Source organism: Mycobacterium triplex (assembly GCF_000689255.1).
Lineage (GTDB): Bacteria > Actinomycetota > Actinomycetes > Mycobacteriales > Mycobacteriaceae > Mycobacterium > Mycobacterium triplex.
Window position 1 is genome coordinate 4,324,142 of sequence record NZ_HG964446.1, and the last position, 21,270, is coordinate 4,345,411.

Below are 21,270 nucleotides of genomic sequence, written 5' to 3' on the forward strand. Positions count from 1 at the left end.
TTTTGGTGGGCTAGGTCGGGCGAACCTGGCCATCCCCCCAGGCGATCCATTTGGTCGAGGTCAGTTCGGGCAGGCCCATCGGACCTCGGGCATGCAGCTTCTGCGTCGAGATGCCGATCTCGGCGCCGAAGCCGAATTGCTCGCCGTCGGTGAACGACGTCGATGCGTTGACCATGACGGCGGCCGCATCGACGCCGTCGGAAAATCGTTGGGCCGCAGCCATATTGGTGGTGACGATGGCCTCGGTGTGTCCGGTGCCGTATTCGTTGATGTGGGCGATCGCGGCGTCGACGCCGTCGACCACGGCCACCGCGATGTCCATCGACAGGTACTCGCGGCGCAAGTTGTCCTCGTCCGGATCCAGATGAACCGTCACACCGGCGTCCTGCAGGGCCGCCACCAGCCGGGGCACCGCGTGCCCGGCGATCGCGGCGTCCACCAACAGCGTCTCGGCGGCGTTGCACACGCTGGGCCGCCGGGTCTTGGAGTTCAGCAGAATCCGTTCCGCCACATCCAGGTCGGCGCCCGCGTCCACGTAGACGTGGCAGTTGCCGACACCGGTCTCGATGGTGGGCACCTGCGCGTCGCGCACCACCGCGTCGATCAGGCTCGCTCCCCCGCGGGGGATCACCACGTCGACCAGGCCGCGCGCCTGGATCAGGTGGGTGACCGTGGAGCGGTCATCGGCGGAGAGCAGCTGGACCGCGTCGGCGGGCAGGTCCTCGCTGACCAGGGAGGCCCGCAGCACCTCGACCAGCGCCTGGTTGGATCGTGCCGCCGAGGAACTGCCCCGCAGCAGGACGGCATTGCCGGACTTGAGCGCCAGGCCGAACGCGTCGACCGTGACGTTGGGCCGGCCCTCGTAGATCATGCCGACCACGCCGAGCGGAACCCGCTGCTGACGCAATAGCAGCCCATTGGGCAACGTGTAACCGCGCAGCACCTCGCCGACCGGGTCGGGCAGCCCGGCAACCTGGCGCAGACCAGCGGCGATTCCGTCCACCCGGTTGGGGTCCAACGCCAACCGGTCGAGCATCGCGTTGGGCGTCCCGGCGGCCCGGGCGGCCTTCAGATCTTCCGCGTTGGCCGCCAGGATCAGGCGGGTGCTGGCGGTGATGGCCTCGGCCGCGGACTGCAGCGCCTGGTCCTTGGCAGCCGTCGGCAACAACGCCAGCGCGCGGGACGCCGCGCGGGCGCGACGGGCGGCGTTGTGGACCTCCTGACGCAAGTCCGGACGCGATGGTGCTTGCAGACTCATTGATCCAGGGTATCGGGCTTGAGCCGGCCAAGTAAGGCGGCCTGGGTCCCGGTCGGGCTCACCCGACCCGCTCACCCCGCACGGCTTGCCGCACTTTCCGCTGCCGCTCCTCGAGGATGTTGCCAAAATCCTGTAGCAGCAACGGTTCCCGCTTCACGAGATGCTCGAGGTGCTCGCGATCGATGATCAACGCGGTGACCTCTTCCAATGCATAGGCGCTCGCGAGATTCGGTTGCCGGGTCAGCGCGGTCAGGCCCAGGAAGGAACCCGCCTCCAGCGTGCTGATCGGCACCACCGATCCGTCCTCGGCCGTCGCCATCATCTGCACCCGCCCGGCGATCAGGAACGTCATCCCCGCCGGCACCTGCCCGGCGTACTCGACGATTTCCTCGGCGCCGTAGAGCACCACGCGCGCCGAGGAGTGCAGCGCCTGCTGGTCGGCAACGCTGAGCCGTAACGCCGGCGCCACCACGGTCTGCAACGCGTCTTCGACCCGTTCCCTGGTCGAGTAGTCGTCGTCGGCATCGTCGAGGTGCAGTTCTTCCCGCCGTGCGGCGTACCAGATCCAGCGCAGAAAGGTCGACCGCGCGCCGCCGTCGTCGGCGGGCGAGCTCAGCCCGATGCTCGTGGCGTACTCGCCCTTGCCGACCGGAACCGAACGGGGCACGCTGCCCGCCTGCAGTTGCGGCAGCTCGCGCGCGACACGGTTCAGCATCGCGCAGACCCGGTCGGGCGGGTCGGCGACCGCGAACTGCGTCTTGATCGACAGCTTGTGGGAGCCGGGCGGACGACTGAGATTCGTGAACGAGGTACTGGCCAGCATCGAGTTCGGCACGACCCGGATTCCGCTGCCGGTTTGGATGTGTACGGCCCGCCAGTTCACCTCGACGACGCGGCCGCGCTCGTTCGACGCATCGAGCCAGTCGTCGATGCGGAAGGGCTGCTCGAACAACATGAACAGGCCCGACACGATCTGGCCGACGGAGTTCTGCAGCATCAAACCCAAGACGACCGAGGTCACGCCCAGCGCGGTGAACAGGCCTCCGACCCGCACGCCCCACACGGCGGACAAGATGACGGCCAGGCCGACACCGATCAGCGCGAACCGGGCGACATCGAGGAAAATCGTGGGCAGTCGTTTGCGCCAGCTGTCTTGCGGTGCGCCCTCGAATACGGTCGCGTTGAGCCCGGACAGCAACATGACCAGCACCAGGAAGCCGAACACGGTCGACAGGATGCGCACCAACCCGTCTCCGGCCGAGACTTGCGCGGCGTTGACCAGCAGCAGCAACAGCGCGCCCAGCGGCAGCACGAAGTTGCGCAGCAGACCGACCTGTCTGGCCAAGCGATTGTTTCGGCGAAGCAGCGCGTGGTGCAGCTCGGTGATCAGGATCAGCGTGAACGGGAATCCGACCGCTACGCCGATTGCCCAGTAGAACCACGACGAGTGGAATGCGTTCATTGCCGCTCCGACAACCGATAGATCGCCTGATCTGATCCGGCGACCGAGATCGTGCCGGCCGGCGTGAATTGCCGGACATCCCGCATCGCCTCGTACACCCGAGAGGTGACATATATACCGGGTTGCGGTGCGCCACTGTGCATTTGGTAAGCCAGGCTTACCGCGCCACCCCACATGTCGAAGACGAGACCCGATCGTCCCACCAATCCGCTGACCACGTTGCCGGTGTTGATGCCGACCCGCAGCTTCAGCTCGTGTGAGGTTTGGCTGTTGAACCGATCGATGATCTGCCGCATCTCCAGCGCGAAGTCGAGGCTTCGGTGGATGCTGTCCAATCGCGGGGTGACCACTCCGCAGCTGGCGAGGTAACCGTTGTGGAAGGTGCGAATCCGTTCGATGCCCATCGCTTCGGCTGCCGCGTCAAACTGGCGGAACAGCTCGTCGACGATGCCCACCAGTTCGTCGCCGGACAGATCGATCGAAATCTCGTCCAGCCCAACGATATCGGCGTAGATGATGGCCACGTCCTGGTGCTTTTGCGCAATGGTCTCCTGGCCCTCGCGATAGCGTTGCGCCACCGACTCCGGCATCAACGCCAGCAACAGCCGGTCGTTTTCTTTCCGCTGCTCGTTGAGCAGCTGATCCTTGATCGCCAGATTCCGGCTCATCTCGTTGAAAGCCAGCGTGAGGTCCCCGATTTCGTCGCGCGACATGACCGGGATGTTGACCTCGTAGTCACCGGAGCTGATCTTCTGGGTACCCGCCTGGAGCCGCCGGACCGGCCGCAGCATGATCTGGGCAAGCACCATCGAGGCGACGCACACGATGAAGATCATCGACGCGACACCGATCACCAGCGTTTTGCTGAATCTGCCGAGCCGCGCAAAAGCATCGGAATCGTCACGCGTCACCAAGATCGACCAATGCAGATCCGAGTCCGGCACCGTCAACGGGGTGTAGGCCTCCATCTCGTTGTTACCGGTGTAATCGGTGGCCGTGACGGTGCCCGACTGACCGCGTTGGGCGGCACGAAGACCCGGGCTTTGTACCGGCTGTACGAGGATCGTGGTGCCCAATTTGACCGCCATGTCCGCGACGTCGGGCCGCGTTCCGGCGGCGACGGCTTCCTTGCGATATTCCGCCGGATCCTCAAGAAATAGCCGGGAATCGGACCGCATCAAGCCGTCGGGGCCCACCAAATACGATTCGGTCGACGGGCCCATGCCGGCGGCGGCCCACTGCTTCTCCGCGGTCATGATCCGGTTGATTTTTGGCGTCGGCAACGGCCACGCCATCACGCCGTCGATCTTTCCGTTCATGCCGATCGGCGACACCACCCAACCGGTGGGGGCGTCCAGTGCCGGTTGATACGTCTGGAAGTCGGTGATCCAGACGAAGTCGACATCGTTGGAACGCAACGCCTTTTGGAATGCATCGCGCAGATTGGATTCGCGATACGGGCCGGTCAGAATATTGGTGCCGAGGTCGGGGCCCTTGGCCACGGAATAGACGACATTGCCCTGGGTGTCCATCAGCAGCAGATCCCGGTACTCGAACCGGGTGACGATGCCGCGCATGTAGAAGTCGAATCGGGCGTTGGCCGCCGACCATGCGCTGCCGTCGCCCGCATCCACGACGGGCGAATCGTCACCGCCCGGCCGGGGCGTCGCGGTGTAGTTCGCCTGCAGGTATTTCTGCGCGTTGGAACTCGGCATCACCGCATTGATATCGACCGTTTCGCCGGTGATCCGTTTGATCGGTTTGATCATGTTGTTGTCGTAGTAGTTGACGAGCGCCTGTTGCTGAGCGGGGCTGATCGTCGCGTTGCCCAACTGATTGAAGCCGTTGCCGAACGCCTCCATTGCCTGAACGATGCTGAACCCGCCGCTGTAGACGAGTAGCGAATTCGTGATCTGCTTGAACAGCGTGTGCAACTGCCGCTTCTGCGACTCGCGCAATTCGATCAGCCGCTCGGCCTCGACCTGCCGCAGCGCACTACGACCGGTGACGGCCCCGATCAGGCCGACCACCGATACCGAAAAGATGCTGCAGATCAGCAGCGTCATCAGCAGCTTGGATTGGATGCCTACCCGGAAGAAACGCCGGCGACGAAACCGCTGACTCTTCCGACGCTCACCCTTTGACGTCATTGCTTCCTGAACCGGGGCGGATTCGGCGTCGGTCACCTCGCTCGATCCCACGCACTTCCCCTTTCCATAAGGCAATTGCAGCGCTGCTAACGCAGCAGACTAGCGCGCGGACATCACAAAATCGGCGTTTGCGCCCCGCGGCTAATCCCCAAACGCGGGCAACATGGGACTAACGTTGAGCAAATGACACGGGTCTGTGTCGTCGGCAGCGTGAACATGGACATCACCTGCGACGTCGCCGCCCTTCCCCGGCCGGGCGAGACGGTGCTCGCGTCGTCGTTGAGCTATGCACCCGGCGGCAAGGGTGGCAACCAGGCGGTGGCCGCGGCCCGCGCGGGGGCACGGGTGCAGTTCGTCGGCGCCGTCGGCGACGACGCGGCTGCCGAACCGCTGCGGGCACACCTGTTGGCCAACGGCGTTGGGCTGGACGCGACGGCAGCCGTGCCCGGTCCCAGTGGTACGGCGATCATCGTGGTGGACGCCGGCGCGCAGAACACCATCGTGGTGGCGCCCGGCGCCAACGGACAGCTGACGCTGAGCAGCGCTGCCAGCCGCGCGGTCGCCGACTGCGACGTGCTGTTGACTCAGTTGGAGATTCCGCTGGCCACCGCGGTGGCCGCAGCACGCGAGGCCAAGACGGCCGGCGCGGCGGTCATCGTCAATGCCTCACCGAGCCACCACGAGCGAAGCGCGCTGGCCGAACTGGTGGACCTCGCGGACGTCGTGATCACCAATGAGACCGAAACCCACGAATTGCCCTGGCGTCCAGCTCATTTGGTAACGACTCTCGGCTCCCGCGGTGCCCGCTACGTCAGTCCGGACGACGAGCTCTGGGTCCCGGCGCCAGAGGTCAACCCGGTTGACACAACCGGCGCCGGCGACGTCTTCGCGGGAGTGCTGGCGGCGCACTGGCCACGCGACCCGGGGTCACGAGCCCAGCGACTGGCCGCACTACAGCGGGCCTGCACCGCGGCCGCGCTGTCGACACTGGTGCCCGGGGCCGGTGACTGCGCACCGCAGTCCGACGCCATCGAAGCGGCATTGCCCGACCCCGCGCGATGAACGCCGCCGTCGTCGCCCTGGTGCTCTTCGGTGTATTCGGCGTGCTCGGATTCGGTTGGCGCAGTTGGCTGCAGCACCGACGCACCGGCTCCACCGGCTTTCGCCGGATCAACGGCGGGGTGACGGATTGGATCGCCGGCGCCGGGTTTGCGCTCGCGCTGTTGGTCGCGGTGAGTGCGCCAATCCTGCAGCTGTGCAACGTCGTTGCCCCGTTGAGCGCGTTGAGCTCCGGATGGATCCAATACGCCGGGATCCTGATCGCGATTCTGGGCATCGCCGCCACGGTATACGCGCAACTGCAGATGGGTGATTCCTGGCGGATCGGGGTGGACGAACAGGAGACCACCACGCTGGTGCGCACCGGGGTTTTCGGGCAAGTGCGCAACCCGATCTACACCGCGATGTTCACGTTTGGCTTCGGGGTCGCACTGGTGACCCCGAATATCGTTGCCTGCGCGGGCTTTATCCTGCTCGTCGGCACCGTCGAGCTGCAGGTACGCCATGTCGAGGAACCGCACCTGCTGCGAGCCCACGGCGACGCGTATCGGGCCTATTCGGCTACCGTCGGTCGATTCGTCCCGGGTGTCGGGCTGGTTCGCTGGCGCGAGTCCCGGCGCGCGTCGTGAGCGATCGCCAGGCCGTCGCCGGTCTCCAGCTCGACGGCCGATTGACTCATCAGCACGCGACTGCGGCTCGGCGACAACAGAATCGACAGATAGTGATGTGGCCGGTCCGCCACGAACGCCAGGCGATTGACGCGTAGCAGCGCGGCGCCGATCGCGGTGTCCAGCAGCCGGGCGTGGCGCGGGCCGGCGATCTCGGCGGTGATCTCGTGCCGCATCCGCTCCACCTCGACCCCGGCATCCGACAGCAACTCGTAGAGCGGTTCGCGCCGCAACGCGCGCCCGGTCAGCTTGTCCGCCAGTTCGTTTGGCAGCCACGCGTCGGTGACCATCACCGGCTCACCGGTTCGCCGCTGGCGCCGCACCCGCACGATGTGCAGCAGCTCGCCGGATGTCTCGAGCGCGTCGCCGACGGCGGCCTTCGCCGACGGCGAAGCGATGCCGTCGTCGAGTGCGGGCAAAGGCGTCGGCGACAACACGTCACCGCATCTGCGCTGGGACGGGCTACCGGCCGGGACCCGACAGACGGTCCTCATCATCGACGACGTCGATGTGCCGCTGCCCCGCCCGCTGCTGCACACCGTCGCCGTGATCGATCCGGCGTTGGACCACGTCGCGGCGGGCTCGTTGCGGCCGGGCACGCCGGGGATCCGGTTCATCCGTGCCGATCTGGGCCATCGCGGCTATGCCGGCCCGCGGCCGATTCCCGGCCACGGACCCCATCACTACCGCTTCCACGTGTTTGCAATCGACCAGCAGATTCCGGACACCGTCGCCACGGTCAAGGCGCTGCTGGCCGCGATGGCCGGACATGTCCTGGCCCGCGGCACACTGACCGGCACCTACGAACGTTAAAGCTTGGTCGCCCAGCGCCGTTGGCGAGCGTAACGCCACGGCCACATCAAGCCCGAATTCTTGCCGTGGCGTTACGCTCGCGGCCTTCCAACAGTCGGCACCGCAGCCCTTTGACCTGCGGTTGGCACTAGTTGGCAGCGTCTGACGTCGATCTGGCAGTGCTCTAGGGAGCAACGTCGGTGGGGTAATCTCCCCGATCGGAAAGGAACGTCATGTCCGCCACCACTCTTGACCGAAAAGGCACCCGCGAGGGTTTGCTTCGCCTCGCGATGCGCGCCGACGCTGCCATCAGCGGCCTGGCCGGCCTCGCCGGTGTCCCGTTGGCCGGCTACCTGGCCACGGCGTCGGGCACCACGAAGACGTTCGAATACGGCATGGCCGCGTTCCTGATCGGTTACGGCGTGCTCGTGCTCTGGCTGGCCACCCTGCCGTCGGTACGCCGCGCCGGCATGGCCGTCGTGGTCGGCAACCTGCTCTTCACGGTGGCCACCGTCGTTCTGGTGCTCGCCGACGTCTTCCCGTTGACCACCACCGGCGTGGTTCTCACCTTGGCATCCGGCATCTACACGCTGTTCTTCGCCGAACTGCAATATCAGGGCTGGCGCCGCGCGAGGGCGTAACCCTAATCACCCAGCATCAGGGCGGCGACGTCTCGCGCCGGCATCCCGGTCGTCGCGCCCGCGAGGTCGCCTCTTGTCAGCAACGCTGCCGCGGCCTGCACCGCCGCGGCAGCGTGGTTGTAGAGCGCCGCCCCGGTGCTGATGCGCTTGACCCCGGCCGCCGACAGTTCCCCCACCGTCGGCCGCTCCGTCTTGGTGCCCACCACGATGTTGACGGGCTTGGGAGCGACCGCCTTGACGATCGCGGCGACGGCCGCCATGTCCGGCGGGTATGGGGCGTACAGCACGTCCGCACCGGCCTCCGCAAATGCGGTCAAACGGCGGATCGTGTCATCAAGATCGTTGCGGCCGTGCAGGAAATTGTCGGTGCGTCCAGTGAGGACAATACGGCCACGCCCGGCATGCGCCGCTGCCCGAACCCGTGCGACCGCGTCGTCGAAATCTCGGATTGGATTGGCAGGATCGCCAGAGGTGTCCTCGACTCCAATCCCGGCCAGCCCGGCATCGATAGCGGCGACTACGGTCGCCGCCACGTCCTGCGGCGTGGCGCCGTATCCGTCCTCAAAGTCACCATTGACGGGCAGACCACCGACCTCAATGAGCAGCTTGGCGTGCGCCAAATGCTCGGAGACGCTGACAGCGTGACGGCCATCGGGTCGGCCCAACGCGGCGGCCAGCGCCGCCGACGACGTGCCCAGCGCACCAAAACCGGCTTGCTTGAAAATCAGTGCCGACAACCCGTCCCAAGCGTTGGGCATCACAAACGCTTCGACCTGTTGATGCAAGGCACGGAACTGCTCGTAGTGCTCGGCCTGTCTCATACCGATCTCCTTCTTCATACGTTGTGCAGCAAAAGCTTTCGCATCAATTCCCGGTTGTCGGCGGAGAAGGCGACGGGACCGTCATCTGCCACCAGAACGAGTGTCATATCGCAGACGCTGATGCATCTGCCGTCATGGAAAATGCCGGACGAGACGACGACCGACGTACGGCCGATGCCGCCAATTCCGATACCTACCTTCAGAGTTGCGGGCCAATACACCTCAGCCAGGAAATGCACCACGTTTTGCGAAGTCACCAGTCTGAAGACCCGATTCACCGGGTCGTACGCACCGGGGACATACATCTGGTTGATCCGTGCCCTCGCGTCTTCGTGAACCGCTTCCAACGCCAAATGGTTGAGGTGGCCGTTCACGTCCATGTCGCTGTAGCGAGCCTCTTTGGTCTCGACTATCGGATAGACACTAATCCCACAGCGACCTCGATGTGGTCGGCCGGTAGTCGTTAGCCACTCCGAGGAAACGGCATAGTCATACGCCACGTTAGATTTCCCCTCCATCACCGGTACTGCGGCCTCGTGGCCCTCGAAACACCCGCGCATCGATGACGCCGTGGTCGGTGTGAGTTACGACCGTCCCGAACTGCAAAAGCTTGTCAAGCAGCCAGTGATTCTCGAAGTGCGCCGAGACGACCAGGCCCTGATCCGGTCCGATCAGATCCATCAGTGCGACGAGCATCGCCGTACCGATACCCAGGCCCTGGTAATGATCCTCGATCAGGAAGCCGAGTTCCCGATCACCTTCCGAAGTCAATGCGGCACTGGCCAATCCGACGACACGTGACGGACGGCCGCTACACGCCGCCACGATCGCAACGTATTCGGGGCCGCCCGCCAGCACCGATCGTAGATACGCTGCCGGGAAGATCGGGCTCGGCGCCAACCATCTGGCATAGCGCGTCGCAAGGCTGCAACGTTCGTGCATGCGCAGCAATGCCGGCCCGTCGCTCGACCTGGCCCGCCGGAGGCAGACCAGCGATGATCGGCGGATCTCCTTTTCTGCCCCGCGACACTGCCGCACCCGGCCCGCCACGGCCATGTCAGTACGAGTGGCCGGCATCATCGGAAACTCCTGATACGGCGCCAGCCAATGTATTGCAGTTGTGCACACGTCAGCGTGTAGACGGCGGACGCCACCGCGAAGGTCACACCGCTGTCGGTCAACGAAAATGCGTGCGTAGCTAGAAGAACGGCTACTGCCGCCGTGTAGAGAAGGTTCGCGACGACCACACCGATGCCGGCACGACGCACCACCGGCATCGCCGCCAGCGCCCAGACAATCACGCCGTAGACGACGAAGAACGAGTCGACGCCATACCCGAACGTCTTTGTGGTGCCGGAAAACTCGGGTATCCAGCCGACCAGACCGGCTACCCCGAAGAAGCCGCTGATCGCGGCATCCCCGCGCATCGCCAGACGAAGAAATCCGTCCCGGCTGCCCCTATGGTCAATTACGTTGGCGGACATGAATTTCCTCCCCGGAGTGGCAGACGTCTCCTTTGAAGTAGACGAACTGGTGTGAGGTGGCCAGGAGCACGCCGTCGCGTGTCCACAGCTGCGCACTTTGGTCGAAGTAGCCGCCCGAAAAGCGGTTCGCGTGCGCGGTGCCCAGCACGAAGTCGTCTCCGACGGCATCCAACGCATGCTGATCGGCGTGGAAATACGTCGTCGCGGTGATGGTGCCGGCGGCTGTCGGCCCACCGCAGCGCAGGAAAACGCGAGGACAGAAGATATCGCAGAGCGTCGCGAGCGCCGCGTAGTCAATCGGGCGCCGCGCTGTATCGCGTATCCACATCGTGGTCGTCGCAGTCGAACTGGGTTGCGCCCCCTCGCCGGGAAAGCGACCCTCGGCAAACCTCAAGTCGTAGAAGTGTGCCCAGCGCACGAAGTCTTCTTGGGCGCTGTCGCGATCGATCTGTTCCGGCGGCGACACGCTGGGTGGATGAGCTTCGGTGTCTGCCCACGTGTCGCGGTGAATTCCGAACAACGCGGTCGCGGTGGTCTTCACATCGCCGTTCTGGCTGAGCTCGACCGTCCAGTGCTGGTTCGTCCGATTGGTGCGGGCAGCCCGAAGCGAAATGTCGAATCCCCCTGGCCCGATGGGCGCCGCAAAGTTGACAGTCAGCGCCACCGGTTCACCGATGCGGTCCGGATGCGTTTCGACTGCACGCAGCAAGACCGCGGCAGTGATCCCCCCGAAGGGGCCAACCATGGAGTCCCATTCGGGACGCGTGCGACCATGAAAGGTGTTGCCATCCACGATGCTTAGTCGAATCGCGGCGTCGAGCGGATGTGACGACGACATGCTAGGCCGGCACCGCGATCGTCGACAACAGATCGGCGAGCCGGGCCGGCCGATCCATCATCGAAAATGTGCGCGCCCCCTCGATGACCTCCAACCGCGCGTTGGGAATGGTGGCGGCCAGTCGTTCGCCGTCCGCAACGTCGAAGAACACGTCATCCGCCGACCACGCGATCAAAGCGGGCTTGTCGAACTCGGGTAGCCGGGCCGCGACGCCGGTGGTGACTTCGGTCCGACACGAGAGGGTCAGCTGCCGGAGGTCCTCGGCGACCGCGGGGTTGGCGAGCGCCGGGCGTACCCACATCCGGGCGAGGTCTTCGATGTCGCGATGCGCCAACCCGCCAAAGGCGCGTTCGCGCACGCCCTGCAGTCGCATGGCCTGCAGCGCAATCCGGAACGACAGCTTGGACTTGGCCGCCAGGATCATCGGTTGCAGGATCGGGGGTGGAAAGTGTTCGAACGCATCGCAACTCGTCAGCACCATCGCACCGATCCGTTCGGGATGGTGCACCGCGACGAGTTGCGTGACGACACCGCCCGAATCGTTGCCGACCAGAACCACGTCTTCGAGCCCGAGGGCCGCAAGCACTTCGGCGACGATGCCGGCGACGCCGGTGATGGACTGGTCCGCGCCCCTGCGCAGGGGTTGGGTATGTGCACCCATCGGCCACGTGGGGGCGATACAGCGCAGCCCGAGCCCTGCCAGTGTGGCGCTCACCGCGCGCCACACCTGGCCGCCCATCATGTAGCCATGGACGAAGACCACGGGTCTGCCGTCCTGCGGCCCGATCGCGTCGTAATGAATAGTGCCGGAGCTGATTTCGATCGTCGACATGGATGACTCCTACCTTCGATGGCTGGCGATGCAGGGCTACCCACTGGTTGGTTGGGTGCTCTTTCCCGAGCGTATCCAGGTGTGATAGAACAATCGAGAAATTGTCCTAGATACAAGATGGGCTACCGATGCCGCCCAGTCGCTACGCCAGGATCGTCGATCAGCTGACCTCGCAGATCCGCGATGGTCGCCTGCCGCCCGGTACCCGACTGCCCACCCACCGCGAACTGGCCCGCCGGCACGGCATCGCGCTGGCCACCGCGACTCGCGTCTACGCCCAACTCGGTCGGGCGGGGCTGGTCGCCGGGGAGCCCGGTCGCGGCACCTTCGTCCGGGATCAGGGCGGCTACGGCGGGCTGGACGGGCGACGGATCGCGCCGGCGTCGCGGGTTGCCGACTTGTCGTTCAACCAGCCACTGGCCGCCGATCAGGCCGAACAGTTGCGTGAGGCGTTGCGGCAGATGGCCGCGACCGGCGACCTGCAGTCGGTGCTCACCCAGCACTCGCCGGGTGGACGGACTGGCGACAAGGCCGCAGTCGCCACGTATCTGCTCGACCGCGGGATCGACGTGCCCCCGAACAATGTCGTGCTGACCGCCGGATCCCAGCACGGGCTGGACATCGCGCTGCGGGTGCTGGCTCGCCCCGGCGCAATCATCGCGGTTGAAGAACTCACCTATCCCGGGATCAAGCTGATCGCCGAAGACCGTGCCTTGGAACTGGTTTCGTTTCCGTCAGGACCCGACGGCCCGGACCTCGACGCGCTGGCGGGGCTGTGCGCGAGCCGCCGAGTGGCGTCCGTCTACACGATGCCCACGCTGCATAATCCGCTCGGCTACATCATGTCCCGCGAACAGCGCGCGCACCTGACCGAGATCACCCGCCGCCACGATTGCGCGGTGATCGAGGACGGCACCTACGCCTTCCTCGAACCACACAGTGGACCAACGATGTACACGCTGGCCCCGGAACGCACCTTGCACGTCGCCAGCCTGTCGAAGAACGTTGCCACCGGTCTGCGGTTCGGATTCGTCGTGCTGCCGGACGAATACGTCGCGCCCGCCAAGCAGGCGGTGCGCACGTCGAGTTGGGGCACCTCGAGCCTGGTGTCGACCCTGGTCACCGGCTGGCTGACCGACGGTACCGTCACCCGGCTGGAAAAGCAGCGCCGCGGCGATGCGGCGGAACGCCAGCAGATCGCCCATCGCGCATTGAAAGGGCTTGACTACCATGCCCATTTCTCGTCTTACTACGGTTGGCTGACGCTACCGGAGCATGTGCGCGGCGACTACGTCGCGCACGAGTTGGCAGACCACGGCATCCTGGTCTCGACCGCCGAAGCATTCTGCGTCACAGCGCATCCGCCTAACGCATTGCGGCTTGCGTTGGGCACACCGTCACTGCCCGAACTGGCCACCGCGCTGGACCGGGTACGCGAGGTCATCCTCTCCGCGCCGTGGTGAGACGGTGGCGTGATCCGCGAGCGTAAGCACACTGCGAAAAATCGGGCAGGAATTCGCAGTGTGCTAACGCTCGCGGTCAAAACGGCGCTAGTCCTCGGGCACCTCGCGGTCGATCTCGTCGAGCCAGATGCGCGCGGACATGTCCGACGGGGCGCGCCAGTCTCCGCGCGGAGACAGCGCGCCGCCGTGGGACACCTTGGGGCCGTTGGGCAATGCCGAGCGTTTGAACTGACTGAACGAGTAGAACCGTTGCACGAAGATCTGCAACCAGTGCCGGATCTCCTTGAGCGAATAGGACGGCCGTTTGTCCTCGGGAAATCCCGCCGGCCAGTTCCCCAGCTCGGGATCGCTCCACGCATGCCAGGCCAGGAACGCGATCTTCGACGGCCGGAATCCGAAGCGGAGCACATGGAATAGCGAAAAGTCCTGCAGCGCATACGGTCCGACCTTCGCCTCGCTGCTCTGTAGCTCCTCTTCCTCTCCGGTCGGAATCAACTCGGGGGTGATCTCGGTGTCGAGCACCGAGAGCAACACGTCGGTGACGTCGGACTCGAACTGCCCCGACGCGACGACCCAGCGAATCAGGTGCTGGATCAGCGTCTTGGGCACCCCGCCGTTGACGTTGTAGTGCGACATCTGGTCGCCGACACCGTATGTCGACCAGCCCAGGCCGAGCTCGGAGAGATCGCCGGTGCCCAGCACGATCCCGCCGCGTTGATTGGCCAGCCGGAACAGATAGTCGGTGCGCAGGCCGGCCTGGACGTTCTCGAAGGTGACGTCGTAGACCTTCTCGCCGCGGGAGAACGGATGGTCCATCTCCTTGAGCATCAGCGCCGCGGTGTCGCGAATGTCGATCTCGGCGAAGGTCACACCGAGCGCGCGGCACAGCTCGACCGCATTGCGTTTGGTGCGCTCGCCCGTGGCAAAGCCCGGCAAGGTGAACGCCAGAATGTCACTGCGCGGCCGCTTTTCGCGGTCCATCGCATGCGCGGCCACTATCAGCGCGTGCGTCGAATCCAGCCCCCCGGACACCCCGATGACGACCTTGGGGTAATTCAGCGCACGCAACCGCTGCTCGAGCCCGGAGACCTGGATGTTATAGGCCTCATAGCAATCCTGTTCCAGCCGTTGCGGATCGGCGGGGACGAACGGGAAACGCTCGATCGTTCGCCGGAGTCCGATATCGCCGGAGGGCGGGTCGAGCCGAAACTCGATGCGCCGGAACGACTCCGCCAACGGCCGGTGATGGCGCCGGTTGTCGTCAAAAGTGCCCATCCGCAGCCGCTCGGCGCGCAGCAGCCCCGTGTCGACGTCGGCCACCGAACGACGCTCACCCTTGGGGAAGCGCTCGGATTCTGCCAGCAGCACACCATTTTCGAAGATCATCGTCTGCCCGTCCCACGCCAGGTCGGTCGTCGACTCGCCCTCGCCGGCGGCGGCGTAGACGTAGGCGGCCAGGCAGCGCGACGATGCCGAACGGGCCAGCAGCCGGCGGTCCTCGGCCCGCCCGATCGTGATCGGGCTGCCCGACAGGTTCGCCAGCACCGTCGCCCCCGCCAATGCCGCTTCCGCACTGGGCGGAATCGGCACCCACATGTCCTCGCAGATTTCGACGTGCAGCACGAAATCGGGGAAATCGGTGGACGTGAACAGCAGATCCGGACCGAAGGGGGCCTGGATGTCGCCGATGCGGATGATGCCATGTTCGTCGTCACCGGGTGCGACCTGGCGGTGCTCGTAGAACTCGCGATAGGTGGGCAGGTACGACTTGGGCGCCACCCCGAGCACCACGCCGCGGTGGATGACGACCGCGGTGTTGTAGATGCGCTGCCGGTAACGCAACGGCGCGCCCACCACCAGGATGGGCAGCAACTCGGTGGACGCCGCGACGACGTCGGCCAGCGCGGTTTCCACATCGTCGAGCAGGAGGTCCTGCAGGACGATGTCCTCGATGGAGTATCCGGACAGCGTCAATTCGGGGAAGACGGCCAGTGCGACACCGTCGTCGTGGCAGTCGCGGGCCAATCGCAACACCGAGGCGGCGTTGGCCGCCGGATCGCCAAGCGTGGTGTGGTGTGTGCACGCCGCGACCCGGACAAAACCCTGGCTGTAGCTGTTGTAAAAGTCCATCGCCCTTCCATTGTCGCGTAACCGGTGTCAATAAGCATGCACCGGCTCCGATCGTTACCGACGCTGAAGCGGCCCCTCACCGGCCGACGACTGAAACGAATTCCGGTCTCGCGGCGATAACGAGAAGGTAACGGGCTGGTGCAGCGACTTCAGCGAGGTGAAGCGGATGAAGGCGAATGGGATCGTCGCCGCCGTCGTCGTGGGCACCGCGCTCTCACTGGGACCATCGCTGGCGACGGCACCGGCCAACGGGGATCCGGCAACGACCATCGGCCGCACCACCGACCACAACCCACTTGGCGGCGACTACGAGGGCTACTGCACGTGGGGGGCCCAAGAGCAGATACACGCCCACACCGGCTACTACATCAAGGCGCTCACGGGCGATGCCGAAACCTGGGCGAATCAAGCTCGAGCGGCGGGCTGGACGGTGGTGGACGACCCGCAACCGCATTCGATCGCCGTCTTCAGCAGCGCACTCGTCGGGGGCGTCGGGCACGTCGCCTGGGTCGACGCCGTCAACGGCAACACCATCACGATCACCGAAATGAACACCGGCTATGGGGCAACGGCGTCAAATGGCTACCGCACCACGGGCTTCCACGAATTCGACACGCGCACCGTCCATGCTGTCCCGGGAGTCAGCTACATCCTGATCCCCTGATCGCGTCGCAGTCACCAGGGCCGCAGGCGCGGCAGCCAGGCCGGCACGTTGAGCTTGTACTGCTCGTACTCGTCGCCGTATTGCCTTGTCAGGGTTGGCTGTTCGTACAGAAGGACAAAAGTCGCGAAGGCGATCCACACGATCACGGCGTAGATCACTAGACCCGGACTGCGAAAGAGCAACGCCTGCCCAAGGATTACCAGCACGAGTCCGACATACATCGGGTTGCGGACATAGCGATTGAACCCGGACACGACCAGATGTTCGGTGGGCGCAACAGGTGCGGGCGTACCGCCGGCCTTGGCGAACTGCGTGAACGCGTGCAGCAGCGGGATGAGCCCCGCGGCGATCAGCACGACGCCTGCCGCCTGCGCCCACCGCAACAGCGCGCCACCGTTGGGCAGCACCCAATCGGTGATCAGCCAGGGAATCACACCGACAACGGTCCCCGGAGCCACCACAAAGAACGCCGCTGATCCGACGCTCGCGGCAGATGTCCGCATGGTCTTTCCTCCTAACAATTCCCCACTTGTGGAATTCTGCGATCCACGTTAACCCCGTGCCGGGAGAAAGTCCACACCTGTAGAGTTTTGTCCATGTCGCCCATCGGACGGCGTCCCGGAAAGACGGACACGCGCGACCAGATCCTGCTGACCGCGCGCCGCTTGTTTTCCGAACGCGGCTACGAGAAGACCTCGCTTCGCGATATCGCCACCGAGGCGCAGGTGGACACCGCGCTGATTCGGCACTATTTCGGCACCAAGGCCGACCTGTTCCGAACCACCATCGGGTGGCCGTTCGACCCGCAGCAGGTGGCCGATCGCATCGCGGAAGGCGACGGTGACGAGCTTGGCCGGCGACTCAGTGAGGTGTTCTTTCAGTTTTGGGAGCAGCCCGACACCCGCGCCTCACTGCTGGCGATTCTGCGTGGCGCGGCCACGCACGAGGAATCCGCCACTCTGGTACGGCAATTCATCCAGGGCCAGCTGTATCAGCACATCGCCACGGCACTACCGCAACCCGATGCCCAGCTGGGAATCGATCTCGCGATGGCACAGCTGCTGGGCATCGCGTTCTTGCGGCACATCCTGCAGGTCGAACCGCTGGCGTCCACACCGGTGTCCGAACTCACCGCTCGCGTCGTACCCGTTCTCGACATGCATTTCGGGATCCCCTAACACGTCGGCCAATGGGAACGGCCGCCCGCTCAACCAGCACTGGGTATCCGCTCACCTATTGGGCCGCAACGGATATCGAATCGCTCTCGCACCGTGTCAAGGACGCGGCGCTGCCGTTCGCGTTCGCGGCGATGGGTGAGCACGAACCGCGCCACGCCCGGCAACCGGCGCGGTAGCGGGTACCACTTATCGAAATCAAGGGCGTTGTCGCTGAACACACTTCTGGGGACGTTGTCGTAGATCAGGCTGAGGTTGTGCTGGACGAGCGCGAAAAGCACATACGGAAACGCCGTCGGCGCCCTGTCCTTCAGCCCCTGCCAGTCGATTTCATACAGCGGGACTTCCCTGAGCTTGTCCAGGAACAGCAGATGGCCCAGGAAGTACCCCATGAACGCCGGCAGGTGCAGGACGGCCGAGCGGACGTTGATCGAAACGACTGCGCCACTGGGCGAAACGTACGGCTCGTACGGGTAGTCATGGGTGACCTTGACATATCCCGTGCAGTTGACCACCCAACTGCCCGGCTCGATCGCCTTCGTCGATCCGCTGCGGAATACCAACTCGGTCGAGCCGTTGCGATCGACCACATCGTCGAGATAGTCCATGACGACATCGTTGAGGCCCGCGGAGATCGTCTCGTTTTCGGCCTCAGACAGCACCCCCAACACGAAGTTGTCCGATTGGGGCGTCAAGAACGTGCCATAGGTTGCGCGGTACCAATCCTGCACCTCCGATTCGTTCGTGCCGTCGAACCGGCGACCCAGTTGTGCGGCGAGAGTGCTCGGCACCGTGCCCGTCCACCACCGCCGGGAACCGCTCGGTAAGAGCCGGTCTCGGCTGGAGAAGAAGGTTCCCCGCCCGGCGACCAGATTCACCTGCCGACCGGGGTAGGCCGTGATCAGAGCGTGTGCGGTGTCCATCGCGGTCTTCCCGCCACCGATGATCCACACCGGCGCACGGCTTTCCCGGATATCCCCCGACCGCAGATCGCAGTAGTCGGGCGACACCGAGTGAACCCGTTCGCTGGAGATGGCGAGGGGTTCGTTGGGCGTAATCGCCAGGCCGTAGGCTTTGATCAATCGCTTGGCCTCGACGACGAGCATCCGGCCGTCGGCACCCCGGCAGGTGGCCCGCACGATCCCGTTCACCTCGTCCTGCGACTCGAATTCCCAGCCGAAGTACTCGTCGACCCGCACGCGTTCGGCCAGCACGTCGACGCAGTGCCGCAGGTGCTCGAGTACCTCCCTCTTGGTCGCCAAGTGAGCGCGGTCCTGGCCCAGGGTCCACTCGATGTTGCCCGCGGTGAACATCGGATGCGGTTGGTGCAGCCGCACATACGAATACACATCGACCCACATGCCGCCCGGGCGTGACCGGCGGTCGATCAGGATCACCTTCTGGTCCCGCGACAGGTAGCGGCTCGCGGCGAACAGGGCGTTGAGTCCGGCGATGCCGGCTCCCACAATGCAAACGTCGCAGGATTCCACCCGCGGAGAATTGGATTCGGACATCAGCCCGCCTTTCCGTGCCGAGGCGTCAAGTATGTGTCCGCACCGCGTTGCCGGGCATGAGTAGTCGACTACCTCATGCTGCCCCGGTTCGACCCGTACTCTCGACTACGTGCCTAGCCGCCCCGAATCTCCGGAACTCCTCGCGCTGTTGGCCGGACGCCGGATCGCGGTGCTGACGGGTGCGGGGATCTCCACCGACTCCGGCATTCCCGACTACCGCGGTCCCGATTCGCCGCCGAGCAACCCGATGACAATCCGGCAGTTCACCTCGGATGCGGCGTTCCGGCAGCGGTATTGGGCGCGAAACCATGTCGGCTGGCGGCACATGGACGCGACACAGCCGAATGCGGGGCATCGGGCCCTGGCCGCGCTGGAGCAAGCCGGCGTGGTGACCGGGGTGATCACCCAGAACGTCGACCTGCTGCACACCAAGGCCGGCAGTGCCAACGTGATCAATCTGCACGGCAGCTACGCGCAAGTGAGCTGCCTGGGCTGCGGGCACACAATGACCCGCGCGGCGTTGGCCGAACAACTCGAGGAACTCAACCCCGGATTCATCGAGCGCGCCGAGGCGGTCGGTGGGCTGGCGGTGGCACCCGACGCCGACGCCGTCGTCGCGGATACCACGTCATTCCGGTACCTGGACTGCCCGCGCTGTGCCGGCATGCTCAAGCCCGACATCGTCTACTTCGGCGAGAATGTTGCTAAAGATATTGTGGCACAGGCATTTTCGATGGTCGACGAGTCCGACGCGCTATTGGTCGCGGGCTCGTCGCTGACCGTGTTCTCCGGCTACCGATTCGTGCGGCACGCCGCCGCGCGCGGCATGCCGGTCGCCATCGTCAACCGTGGCCCTACCCGCGGCGACGACCTGGCCACCGTCAAGCTCGACGGCGGGTGCTCGGAATTGCTGGTACTGCTTGCCTCCGAACTGGGGGGTGCGCTCGCGCCACCGGCGTTGCGCTAAAGGCTAGAACTCACACGGCAGGCTGCGCACCGCGTGCACGAAGTTGCCCGCCACGTACGTCGCATCGGTTGCCTGAATGTCGGGCAGCGCACGCAGCAGCTCCCCGAAGATCGCTCGCAGTTGCGCGCGCGCCACGTGGGCGCCGAGGCAGAAATGCAGTCCTCCCCCGCCGAATCCGACATGGGGATTGGGGCTGCGGCTCAGGTCGAAGTGATCCGGATGGCCGAAGGCCTCGGTGTCCCAGTTACCCGACGAATAGAACATCACCACTTTCTCCCCCGCGGCGATCCTCTGGCCGCCGAGCTCGAAATCGGTTGCGGCCGTGCGGCGGAAGGTCATGACCGGTGTCGCCCAACGGACGAACTCCTCGACCGCAACGCCGATCCTGTTCTCGTAATCGGCTAGCAGCCAAGCCCGTTGGGCCGGGTAGTCGGTGAGCGCTTTCATGGTGTGGCTCATCGTCTGCCGGGTGGTGTCGTTGCCCGCCACCGAAAGCAGCACGAAGAATGCGGCCACCTCCGCGTCGGTCAGCCGGTCACCGTCCACCTCGGCCTGCACCAGGCTGCTGATCAGGTCGTCGCCCGGATTCTCGCGGCGTTCGGCGGCCAGCGCCCCCACGACCTGGTGCAGGTACATCTGCTGTTCGAAGATGACTTCCAGCGCGGGGCGCCCATCGAGGAAGTCTGGGTCGGCCCATGACACCAGCGCGTCGGTGGCATGTGCCATGCGCTCCCGTTCGGAATCCGGAATGCCCACCATGTCCGACAGCGTGCGGATGGGCAGTTCCTTGGCGCAGAGATCGACGAAATCCGCGCCGCTACCGGCGTCGCGAAGCTCCTCGACGATCGTCTTGGCATTGGCTTGGATCGATTCCTCGATCCGGCGCACCTGCCGTGGCGTGAATGCGGCGTGGGCGAGCTTGCGCAACTTGGTGTGCCGGGGCGGGTCCATCGCCAGGAAGGACTGCGACGCCTCGAGCAGCTCGACCGGAATGCTCTCGAACATCACCCCCTTGCCGGACAGGAACACGTCGCTGTTGCGGCTGACCGTGACAATGTCCGCGCGCCGGGTGACCGCCCAATAGCCGGGGTCGTCGGGATCCGGCATCAGGGCGTCTTCGACGGGGGGATGCCAGCTCACCGGTCGCTCGGCCCGCAGCACCGCAAACGAGCGCTCCCGGTCGGCGGCCGTCGTCGACCAGAACTCGCGCGAGGACAGATCAATCGCGTCGTAGGCGCGGGGCCGGCGGGTCAGCACTGCCATCGTTGGTCCTCCGTTACGTCTGGAACTGTGTCGAACAGTATGCCTAGACACTATGTCTAGTCAAGATGTCGAAAGATCGGTTATGCTCG

Annotated in this window: 21 protein-coding genes and 1 pseudogene; 8 read left to right on the plus strand and 14 right to left on the minus strand. The window is 65.3% G+C overall.

The features are described from left to right. Positions 1 to 10: 10 nt before the first annotated feature. The 3 genes from BN973_RS19995 to BN973_RS20005 are packed head-to-tail and all read right to left on the minus strand — an operon-like array spanning position 11 to position 4,870. Positions 11 to 1,258 carry a glutamate-5-semialdehyde dehydrogenase gene (locus tag BN973_RS19995; protein ID WP_051641373.1) on the minus strand — a complete coding sequence of 416 codons (1,248 nt, stop codon included), beginning with the start codon at positions 1,256 to 1,258 and terminating at the stop codon, positions 11 to 13. A gap of 58 nt (positions 1,259 to 1,316) precedes the next feature. Beyond that, positions 1,317 to 2,720, minus strand: coding sequence for a mechanosensitive ion channel domain-containing protein (locus tag BN973_RS20000; RefSeq protein WP_036470385.1), 1,404 nt, complete (start codon positions 2,718 to 2,720; stop codon positions 1,317 to 1,319). Beyond that, the gene (locus tag BN973_RS20005; RefSeq protein ID WP_139830247.1) at positions 2,717 to 4,870 is read right to left on the minus strand and encodes an adenylate/guanylate cyclase domain-containing protein; all 2,154 of its coding nucleotides are present in this window, start codon (positions 4,868 to 4,870) and stop codon (positions 2,717 to 2,719) included. The genes BN973_RS20000 and BN973_RS20005 overlap by 4 nt, the downstream gene beginning before the upstream one ends. Before the next feature lie 183 nt (positions 4,871 to 5,053). Here BN973_RS20005 and BN973_RS20010 point away from each other — a divergent pair, with 183 nt between their 5' ends. Together BN973_RS20010 and BN973_RS20015 are read left to right on the plus strand one after the other, a co-directional pair. Further along, positions 5,054 to 5,932 (plus strand): ribokinase, encoded by an 879-nt coding sequence (locus BN973_RS20010; protein ID WP_036470388.1) that lies wholly within the window; start codon positions 5,054 to 5,056, stop codon positions 5,930 to 5,932. After that, a complete protein-coding gene (locus BN973_RS20015) occupies positions 5,929 to 6,558 on the plus strand; it encodes a methyltransferase family protein (RefSeq protein ID WP_036470389.1) in 630 nt (209 codons plus the stop codon). Before BN973_RS20010 ends, BN973_RS20015 begins: the two co-directional genes overlap by 4 nt. On the opposite strand, the pseudogene BN973_RS30660 reads toward BN973_RS20015, so the two are convergent. Then, positions 6,483 to 6,983: pseudogene (locus tag BN973_RS30660) on the minus strand (UTRA domain-containing protein); the annotation flags it as partial. The gene BN973_RS20015 and the pseudogene BN973_RS30660 sit on opposite strands and share 76 nt — an antisense overlap. Positions 6,984 to 6,993: 10 nt before the next feature. Between BN973_RS30660 and BN973_RS31770 the strand changes: the two are divergent. Together BN973_RS31770 and BN973_RS20030 are read left to right on the plus strand one after the other, a co-directional pair. Further along, entirely contained in the window at positions 6,994 to 7,410 is a 417-nt protein-coding gene (locus BN973_RS31770; RefSeq protein WP_051641374.1) for a YbhB/YbcL family Raf kinase inhibitor-like protein, read from the plus strand. A gap of 212 nt (positions 7,411 to 7,622) precedes the next feature. Beyond that, on the plus strand, positions 7,623 to 8,030 hold the full coding sequence (locus BN973_RS20030; protein ID WP_036470390.1) for a hypothetical protein: 408 nt from the start codon (positions 7,623 to 7,625) through the stop codon (positions 8,028 to 8,030). 2 nt (positions 8,031 to 8,032) lie between these two features. Here BN973_RS20030 and BN973_RS20035 read toward each other — a convergent pair whose 3' ends face one another. The 6 genes from BN973_RS20035 to BN973_RS20060 form a co-directional block, all read right to left on the minus strand. Continuing rightward, positions 8,033 to 8,851: an isocitrate lyase/PEP mutase family protein gene (locus tag BN973_RS20035; protein WP_036472764.1), complete on the minus strand. Its 819-nt coding sequence runs from the start codon at positions 8,849 to 8,851 to the stop codon at positions 8,033 to 8,035. 14 nt (positions 8,852 to 8,865) lie between these two features. Continuing rightward, entirely contained in the window at positions 8,866 to 9,231 is a 366-nt protein-coding gene (locus tag BN973_RS20040) for a hotdog family protein (RefSeq protein ID WP_139830239.1), read from the minus strand. Between the two features lie 121 nt (positions 9,232 to 9,352). Beyond that, the gene (locus BN973_RS20045) at positions 9,353 to 9,907 is read right to left on the minus strand and encodes a GNAT family N-acetyltransferase (RefSeq protein WP_036470392.1); all 555 of its coding nucleotides are present in this window, start codon (positions 9,905 to 9,907) and stop codon (positions 9,353 to 9,355) included. A gap of 20 nt (positions 9,908 to 9,927) precedes the next feature. After that, on the minus strand, positions 9,928 to 10,335 hold the full coding sequence (locus BN973_RS20050) for a hypothetical protein (protein ID WP_036470394.1): 408 nt from the start codon (positions 10,333 to 10,335) through the stop codon (positions 9,928 to 9,930). Then, positions 10,316 to 11,173, minus strand: a complete 858-nt coding sequence (locus tag BN973_RS20055) for an acyl-CoA thioesterase (protein ID WP_051641375.1) — start codon at positions 11,171 to 11,173, stop codon at positions 10,316 to 10,318. Before BN973_RS20055 ends, BN973_RS20050 begins: the two co-directional genes overlap by 20 nt. 1 nt (position 11,174) lies before the next feature. Further along, positions 11,175 to 12,005 carry an alpha/beta fold hydrolase gene (locus tag BN973_RS20060; protein ID WP_036470397.1) on the minus strand — a complete coding sequence of 277 codons (831 nt, stop codon included), beginning with the start codon at positions 12,003 to 12,005 and terminating at the stop codon, positions 11,175 to 11,177. Between the two features lie 128 nt (positions 12,006 to 12,133). On the opposite strand from BN973_RS20060, the gene BN973_RS20065 reads away from it, so the two are divergent. Further along, positions 12,134 to 13,468, plus strand: coding sequence for an aminotransferase-like domain-containing protein (locus BN973_RS20065; RefSeq protein WP_036470398.1), 1,335 nt, complete (start codon positions 12,134 to 12,136; stop codon positions 13,466 to 13,468). 87 nt (positions 13,469 to 13,555) lie between these two features. Here the strand turns inward: BN973_RS20065 and BN973_RS20070 are convergent, their stop codons facing one another. Continuing rightward, on the minus strand, positions 13,556 to 15,598 hold the full coding sequence (locus BN973_RS20070) for an NAD(+) synthase (protein WP_036470399.1): 2,043 nt from the start codon (positions 15,596 to 15,598) through the stop codon (positions 13,556 to 13,558). Between the two features lie 166 nt (positions 15,599 to 15,764). Here BN973_RS20070 and BN973_RS30000 point away from each other — a divergent pair, with 166 nt between their 5' ends. Further along, positions 15,765 to 16,262, plus strand: coding sequence for a CHAP domain-containing protein (locus BN973_RS30000; RefSeq protein ID WP_051641376.1), 498 nt, complete (start codon positions 15,765 to 15,767; stop codon positions 16,260 to 16,262). Between the two features lie 11 nt (positions 16,263 to 16,273). On the opposite strand, the gene BN973_RS20080 is transcribed toward BN973_RS30000, so the two are convergent. Further along, on the minus strand, positions 16,274 to 16,765 hold the full coding sequence (locus tag BN973_RS20080) for a methyltransferase family protein (RefSeq protein ID WP_036470402.1): 492 nt from the start codon (positions 16,763 to 16,765) through the stop codon (positions 16,274 to 16,276). A 93-nt stretch (positions 16,766 to 16,858) separates the two neighbouring features. On the opposite strand from BN973_RS20080, the gene BN973_RS20085 reads away from it, so the two are divergent. Then, a complete protein-coding gene (locus BN973_RS20085; RefSeq protein WP_036470403.1) occupies positions 16,859 to 17,440 on the plus strand; it encodes a TetR/AcrR family transcriptional regulator in 582 nt (193 codons plus the stop codon). A gap of 29 nt (positions 17,441 to 17,469) precedes the next feature. On the opposite strand, the gene BN973_RS20090 is transcribed toward BN973_RS20085, so the two are convergent. Beyond that, entirely contained in the window at positions 17,470 to 18,951 is a 1,482-nt protein-coding gene (locus BN973_RS20090) for an FAD-dependent oxidoreductase (protein WP_036470405.1), read from the minus strand. A 109-nt stretch (positions 18,952 to 19,060) separates the two neighbouring features. On the opposite strand from BN973_RS20090, the gene BN973_RS20095 reads away from it, so the two are divergent. Then, positions 19,061 to 19,918: an NAD-dependent protein deacetylase gene (locus tag BN973_RS20095; protein WP_036470406.1), complete on the plus strand. Its 858-nt coding sequence runs from the start codon at positions 19,061 to 19,063 to the stop codon at positions 19,916 to 19,918. A 3-nt stretch (positions 19,919 to 19,921) separates the two neighbouring features. On the opposite strand, the gene BN973_RS20100 is transcribed toward BN973_RS20095, so the two are convergent. After that, positions 19,922 to 21,181, minus strand: coding sequence for a cytochrome P450 (locus BN973_RS20100; RefSeq protein WP_036470409.1), 1,260 nt, complete (start codon positions 21,179 to 21,181; stop codon positions 19,922 to 19,924). Positions 21,182 to 21,270: the final 89 nt, after the last annotated feature.

Excerpts from the sequence above, each read along its gene's own strand:
- BN973_RS20045 (WP_036470392.1), bottom strand. The coding sequence starts at position 9,907 with ATGGCCGTGGCGGGCCGGGTGCGGCAGTGTCGCGGGGCAGAAAAGGAG.
- BN973_RS20040 (WP_139830239.1), bottom strand. The coding sequence starts at position 9,231 with ATGGACGTGAACGGCCACCTCAACCATTTGGCGTTGGAAGCGGTTCAC.
- BN973_RS20015 (WP_036470389.1), top strand. The coding sequence starts at position 5,929 with ATGAACGCCGCCGTCGTCGCCCTGGTGCTCTTCGGTGTATTCGGCGTG.
- BN973_RS20005 (WP_139830247.1), bottom strand. The coding sequence starts at position 4,870 with ATGACGTCAAAGGGTGAGCGTCGGAAGAGTCAGCGGTTTCGTCGCCGG.
- BN973_RS20010 (WP_036470388.1), top strand. The coding sequence starts at position 5,054 with ATGACACGGGTCTGTGTCGTCGGCAGCGTGAACATGGACATCACCTGC.
- BN973_RS31770 (WP_051641374.1), top strand. The coding sequence starts at position 6,994 with ATGCCGTCGTCGAGTGCGGGCAAAGGCGTCGGCGACAACACGTCACCG.
- BN973_RS20100 (WP_036470409.1), bottom strand. The coding sequence starts at position 21,181 with ATGGCAGTGCTGACCCGCCGGCCCCGCGCCTACGACGCGATTGATCTG.
- BN973_RS30000 (WP_051641376.1), top strand. The coding sequence starts at position 15,765 with ATGAAGGCGAATGGGATCGTCGCCGCCGTCGTCGTGGGCACCGCGCTC.
- BN973_RS20085 (WP_036470403.1), top strand. The coding sequence starts at position 16,859 with ATGTCGCCCATCGGACGGCGTCCCGGAAAGACGGACACGCGCGACCAG.
- BN973_RS20055 (WP_051641375.1), bottom strand. The coding sequence starts at position 11,173 with ATGTCGTCGTCACATCCGCTCGACGCCGCGATTCGACTAAGCATCGTG.
- BN973_RS20060 (WP_036470397.1), bottom strand. The coding sequence starts at position 12,005 with ATGTCGACGATCGAAATCAGCTCCGGCACTATTCATTACGACGCGATC.
- BN973_RS20035 (WP_036472764.1), bottom strand. The coding sequence starts at position 8,851 with ATGAGACAGGCCGAGCACTACGAGCAGTTCCGTGCCTTGCATCAACAG.
- BN973_RS20070 (WP_036470399.1), bottom strand. The coding sequence starts at position 15,598 with ATGGACTTTTACAACAGCTACAGCCAGGGTTTTGTCCGGGTCGCGGCG.
- BN973_RS20050 (WP_036470394.1), bottom strand. The coding sequence starts at position 10,335 with ATGTCCGCCAACGTAATTGACCATAGGGGCAGCCGGGACGGATTTCTT.
- BN973_RS20090 (WP_036470405.1), bottom strand. The coding sequence starts at position 18,951 with ATGTCCGAATCCAATTCTCCGCGGGTGGAATCCTGCGACGTTTGCATT.
- BN973_RS20080 (WP_036470402.1), bottom strand. The coding sequence starts at position 16,765 with ATGCGGACATCTGCCGCGAGCGTCGGATCAGCGGCGTTCTTTGTGGTG.
- BN973_RS20065 (WP_036470398.1), top strand. The coding sequence starts at position 12,134 with ATGCCGCCCAGTCGCTACGCCAGGATCGTCGATCAGCTGACCTCGCAG.
- BN973_RS20000 (WP_036470385.1), bottom strand. The coding sequence starts at position 2,720 with ATGAACGCATTCCACTCGTCGTGGTTCTACTGGGCAATCGGCGTAGCG.
- BN973_RS19995 (WP_051641373.1), bottom strand. The coding sequence starts at position 1,258 with ATGAGTCTGCAAGCACCATCGCGTCCGGACTTGCGTCAGGAGGTCCAC.
- BN973_RS20030 (WP_036470390.1), top strand. The coding sequence starts at position 7,623 with ATGTCCGCCACCACTCTTGACCGAAAAGGCACCCGCGAGGGTTTGCTT.